Source organism: Rhodoferax sp., assembly GCF_028689305.1.
In the GTDB taxonomy this organism is placed as follows: domain Bacteria; phylum Pseudomonadota; class Gammaproteobacteria; order Burkholderiales; family Burkholderiaceae_C; genus Rhodoferax.
Window position 1 is genome coordinate 1 of sequence record NZ_JAQTWM010000145.1, and the last position, 5,003, is coordinate 5,003.

General features: G+C 62.4%; 6 protein-coding genes. All 6 read left to right on the forward strand.

The window, feature by feature from the left end; translation table 11 throughout:
* The first annotated feature begins 159 nt into the window (after positions 1-159).
* From PHW99_RS17950 to PHW99_RS17975, 6 genes are read left to right on the forward strand one after another with little or no spacing between them, the layout of a single operon-like run.
* Positions 160-993: a hypothetical protein gene (locus PHW99_RS17950; RefSeq protein ID WP_300180920.1), complete on the forward strand. Its 834-nt coding sequence runs from the start codon at positions 160-162 to the stop codon at positions 991-993.
* 10 nt (positions 994-1,003) lie between these two features.
* Complete coding sequence (locus PHW99_RS17955; RefSeq protein WP_300180923.1) at positions 1,004-1,348, forward strand: hypothetical protein; 345 nt, start codon at positions 1,004-1,006, stop codon at positions 1,346-1,348.
* Between the two features lie 13 nt (positions 1,349-1,361).
* Positions 1,362-1,754: a hypothetical protein gene (locus tag PHW99_RS17960; RefSeq protein ID WP_300180926.1), complete on the forward strand. Its 393-nt coding sequence runs from the start codon at positions 1,362-1,364 to the stop codon at positions 1,752-1,754.
* A 20-nt stretch (positions 1,755-1,774) separates the two neighbouring features.
* A complete protein-coding gene (locus tag PHW99_RS17965; protein WP_300180928.1) occupies positions 1,775-2,656 on the forward strand; it encodes a LamG-like jellyroll fold domain-containing protein in 882 nt (293 codons plus the stop codon).
* Positions 2,653-3,627, forward strand: a complete 975-nt coding sequence (locus PHW99_RS17970; RefSeq protein WP_300180931.1) for a hypothetical protein — start codon at positions 2,653-2,655, stop codon at positions 3,625-3,627. Before PHW99_RS17965 ends, PHW99_RS17970 begins: the two co-directional genes overlap by 4 nt.
* Positions 3,627-4,880, forward strand: coding sequence for a hypothetical protein (locus PHW99_RS17975; RefSeq protein WP_300180934.1), 1,254 nt, complete (start codon positions 3,627-3,629; stop codon positions 4,878-4,880). Before PHW99_RS17970 ends, PHW99_RS17975 begins: the two co-directional genes overlap by 1 nt.
* Positions 4,881-5,003 lie beyond the last annotated feature (123 nt).

Consider the following 5,003-nt stretch of genomic DNA (forward strand, 5'->3'; position numbering starts at 1 on the left):
CGCGACAACGACAGCAGCAACGTGAGCATACGCCGGCGCAAGATGCGCGCCGGCACCAGCCTCGACTACCGCCAGCAGATCCTGTTCGGTCAAATCTCGCCAGACTCAACATAGCGCGATCGCCCTGATGAAGCTCAAAAGCTAGTTGACAAAGGCATTGTGGTTTGGGATCAGGCGACGAAGGGATACATCAAGGCTGGGGACGCCATCTCCGAGGTCGGCAAGGCTACCGAGGACACCATCAATCCCTTCCAGGAAGCCAACGACAAGCTGTTGGCCAACTACGCGGCTGGCAAGAAGGCCGCAGACAGCACTGGCAAGCTGGCTGATGCGCAAAAGGCGGCCAACCAGTACACGCTGGCAACGGTGCCGGTGTTCGACGCGGCCACTGGCGCGATCACGGGCTACGAGCAGAAGCTGGTGAAGGCGGCTGACGGCACGATCACGCTGGGCAATGAACAGGGCAAGACCGGGACGGCGGTCGGCAAGACAGCGACCGAATTGGACAAGGCGGCCGAGGCCAGCAAGAAGTGGAACGAGGAAGTGGCCCGGATGGACCACGCCGAGAAGTTGAAGCTGATCGAGCAGCAGACGACGATCACGACGGCGCGGATCCAGGCGGACGCGCAGACGGTGAAGTCGGCTTACGAGAGCATCAACGTCACGATCCAGTCGACGGGCGACCTGTTGGGCAAGCTGTACGGACAGCTGGGCAACATGAATTTATCGGGCACGGACTATTACCTGATCCGCGACCAGATCGAGGCGGAAAGCGAGGCGCGTGCCGAGGCGCTGAAGCTGCAGAACGAGCTGACGCGGGCCACGATCGATGAGATCAAGGCGCGCACGCAGTCGATGCTCAACGGCGACGCGATGATCAAGATCCAGGGCGACGGGTTGCAGCCACATCTGGAGGCGTTCATGTGGGAGATCCTGAAGGCGGTCCAGGTGCGGGTGAACAAGGACGGCCTTGAAATGCTGCTGGGGAAATGAGATGCGGGTGATGCTGACGACGACGACGTTTGATCCGCTGGGGGTGGTGACGCTGGATTGCGTGCCCGAGCAGACCCTGGGCGAGACGCGCCGGCGCATGAGCCGGGTGGCCACGCTCGATGGCGGGGCGGTGTTCAACGATGGTGGCTACAGCGAGGCGGACCGCACCATCCAGCTGCGCTGGGTGCCGAAAAGCGCCGAGCAGGAGGCCGCCGTGGCGCGGCTGGTGGAGCGGTACGCGCGGCTGCAGGTGTCGACGCGGCGCGGGGTGTTCCTGGCGGCGACGGAGGCGTATGCGCCCGGGGCGACGGAATCGTCGCTGTCGCTGCTGGTGGTGGAGAAATTGTCTGTTTGATGGGAGTTGAGCGATGGCTGTTCCGAGTGTCCATACCTATTCCGCTGCCGCGCTGGTGGCGGCGCATACGGCGTTTCGTGACCTGGTGGATGCCGGCACGGCGGCCGGGTCGATCAAGATCCGCGACAGTGCGGACGTGCTGCTGGCCCAAATTCCGTTGTCGGACCCGTGCGGTTCGGTCAACGGAGCGACGGGGCAGTTGACGTTTTCGATCGCGGGGCGGGATGAGAGCGCGGCCGCGAATGGGACGGCGGCTTATGGGGAGTTTTGTGATTCGACCGGGGCGGTGCACCTGGCGCTGCCAGCGCAGCAGGGCACGGCGACTGTGGCGGGTAAGTTGGTGTTGAACACGTTGACGGTGGTGGCTGGGGGGCCGGTTGAGGTGTTTAGCGCGACGGTGGGGTGATGGGTGTTAAGGGGTAGGCGATGCCAACGATCAGCGGGACGGTTTATGACGAGACGGGCACGGCGGTGGCTGGGCGGGTGGTGCGCGCGTACCGCAGGGACACAGGGGGGCTGCTGGGTGGGACCGTCAGTAGCGACGGGTCCCCGACCCCGGGGGACAGCGATTTCGCCAACGTCTCCCTGTTGCTGCACATGGAGGGCGACCCTACTACCGACTCCAGTGGCACACCCAAGACGATGACGCTGGGGTCCGGCACGCAGCTGGTCGCGGAGGGGGCGAGGTTCGGGGCGCAGGGCCTGAAGTCCTCGCCGGCGGGCGCCACGGTGCCCAGCCACAGCGACTTTGCTTTGCCAGGTGACTTCACGCTGGAGTGCTGGTTCTACGCGATCTCATTCTCCCCCGTCTATGCGTCCCTGTTCAATATCGGCCAGTTCAGCAGCGGGGCACTGTTCCGTGTTCAGCCCGACAAGCTGGAGCTGTACATCAACGGCAACGTCTACAACGCGGTCACGGCGGTTTCGTCAGGTGCCTGGCATCACGCCGCGTGGTCGAGGACGGGCGCGACGGTCAGTGTCTTTCTGGATGGGGTGTTGGCGGGGACGGCAAGCGACTCCGGCTCGATACCGGCCGGGGGGCTGACCATCGGTGTGAGCGCGCACAACAGCGGCGAATACCTTCATGGGTACCTCGACGAGATACGGCTGACCAAGGGGGTCGGCCGGTATTCGTCCAATTTCACCCCGCCGGCACTGCCCTTCCCGGACTCTGCGGTCGGTTCGGCGACAGCCGTCGGCAGTTACTCCATCCCCACGACCCACGCCGGCGAGGTGAACGTCGTTTGCCTTGATGACACCGCCGGCACGGCGTACAACGACTTGATCCTGCGGACGACGCCGGTATGAGTTACACGCCACCGGCGGGAAACGCCGCGGACTTTACCTGGGCCGGGCAGGCGGCGTTCACGGCACCGGCTGGCAATGCCGCTGACTTGTCGTTTGCGCCTTCGGTGGTGCTGGGGCGGGTGGCTGTGGGTTCACCGCTGGGTGCGCCTGCGGTGTTGGGCACGGCTGGGTATCTGACTTCGGCTTGGGTGGCTGCTGCTTCGCCGCTGGGTGCCGTGGCTGTGCTGGGCGTGGTGCCGGTGGCTGGCCGCGTGGCTGTGGCCGGGCCGTTGGGCGTTGTTGATGCGCGGGGCGTGGTGCCGGTGGTTGGGCGTGCTGCGGCTGGTTCGCCTTTGGGGGTGCCTGTGGTGCAGGCCCGGATGCCGGTGTTGGCGATGGCTTCAGCGCCTTCGATGCTGGGCGCTTGTGGGGTGCTGGCGTTCCATGATTTCACGACCGTTCTGGGTGAGGCGGTTTCGCGGTATGTGATGGATCTGGTGACGCCCAACGGGGTGGCGCGGGTGCCGATCAGCAGCTGGCAGGCGACGCTGCGCGCGGGTGGCAGCAGTTATGTGCAATGTGTGGTGCCGGCGGTGACGGACTGGGTGACGACGATCAATGCGGCGACGGAGTTTGTGATTTACCGGCGCGCGGTGCTGCCGAGCGAGCAGGCGATCGAGTACGAGATGGCGCGGTCGCCGTTGGAGCAGATGGCGTTTGACCGGGGTCCGACCAACTACACGGGCACGATCAGCGGCTACAGCACGGGGTTTGCGGTCGGTGACGGTCATCCACCGGCGGCGCTGGACCGCACGCTGACGGGGGTGCGCAGCATCAGCCAGTCGGGCGGGATGCGGGTGCGCTGCAGCGTGGATTGGCTGCTGCGGCCGGGGCACCGGGCTTGGGTGGGGGACACCAGTTTCATCGTGGATTACATCAACGACTACGTGGTGCGGGCCGATGCCTACATGGATGTGGGGGGCAGCAACTGATGGGATACGCCACGATTGTGAGCGGCGGCAAGGATGGGCTGTACCAGATCAAGATCGACCTGGGCACAGAGTTGCGCACGTATCTGGTCAATAGGTTTTCTGAATTGATCGAGGTGCTGGACAAGCAGATCAAGGATGTGCAGCTCAAGCTCGATGACGCCGAGCAAGTCAAAAACATCGCGCAAGCCACGGCAGACAATGCCATCCAAGCGTTTTCCAATGCGGGAGCTGTTGATATCAATGCCCATCAAGCCTTGTTTTCAGCCATGACCAAGGCTTTGGCCAATGCGTTGAAGGCAGAGGGAGCAGCAGCCAGCTGGAGGCATGACTTGAAAACGCTGCAAGCCGCCATCACTGAAAAAAAGAAAATCAAGTCCAATTTGCAGGCGCTGGTGTTGGAGCGCGAGATTTCGGCCTGGTGTGTGGATTTGACGGAGCATGCTTCCAGTGTGGTGGCCACCATGGAGATACCTGGGGAGGCTGAGTCAATTCTGGTGGCGCCTGGTGGAAGATTTCCTGATCTGAAGAAGGATGGTTTTTTAAGGGCTAGGGAATTGATGACGCCGGCGCAGGCATTCTTCAGTGCCGCGATTCTGCCGGGGTGGCAAAGGTTCAAGCCGACTTATCGCAAAGGGCGGATTGCCTCGCTGAACAAAATCGCTCATACGGCGACGGTGACGTTGGATGCGGCGCATTCATCGGCGCAGAATTTGTCGGTCAACCAGGCGGATACGCTGGACGATGTTCCTGTCGAGTACATGACTTGTCACGCTGCGGCGTTTGAGGTGGGCGACCGCTGCGTGGTGCAGTTCGCGGGGCAGTCGTGGGCCAGCCCCAAGGTGGTCGGGTTTGTCGAGCATCCGCGCGGCTGCAACTGGGCATGCATTTATCTGGATGGCTTTTATTACAAGTACGGTTTCCAGAGCAAGAAGCCCGATTTGCTGAATGCGTTGATGACCGGGGCGGGTGTCGTGGTGGATTGGCGCGAAAATCGCGGCGCCTGGAATGTGCTGCCTATGTTTGTGAGTGGTCAGAATGGCGCGGTCACTTACTCTGAGTGGAAGACTGTGGATTGGTCCAATAACCCCAGTTTGATTTGCGCCAAGGGTTATTTTTCCATGTACGGTGTTGACTCGCGGTTTGATGGCGTGGTGGTGCAGCCATGGAGTCATAACGCCAACGGTAGTCCTGGCGTTCTGGAGTTCAGGATCAGACAGGATGGTCAGGTGGTTTTCAATGCGGCGGTTTACTAAGTTAGCCAGCAGAAGTTAATCGAGTCAGAACTCCATTTTGAATTGACTGCCAAAGTGCTCGAACACGTGTTCAACGGCTCGCTCCAGTTCCTCCTTGGTCCGGCGCTTGACCTCCATCCAGCG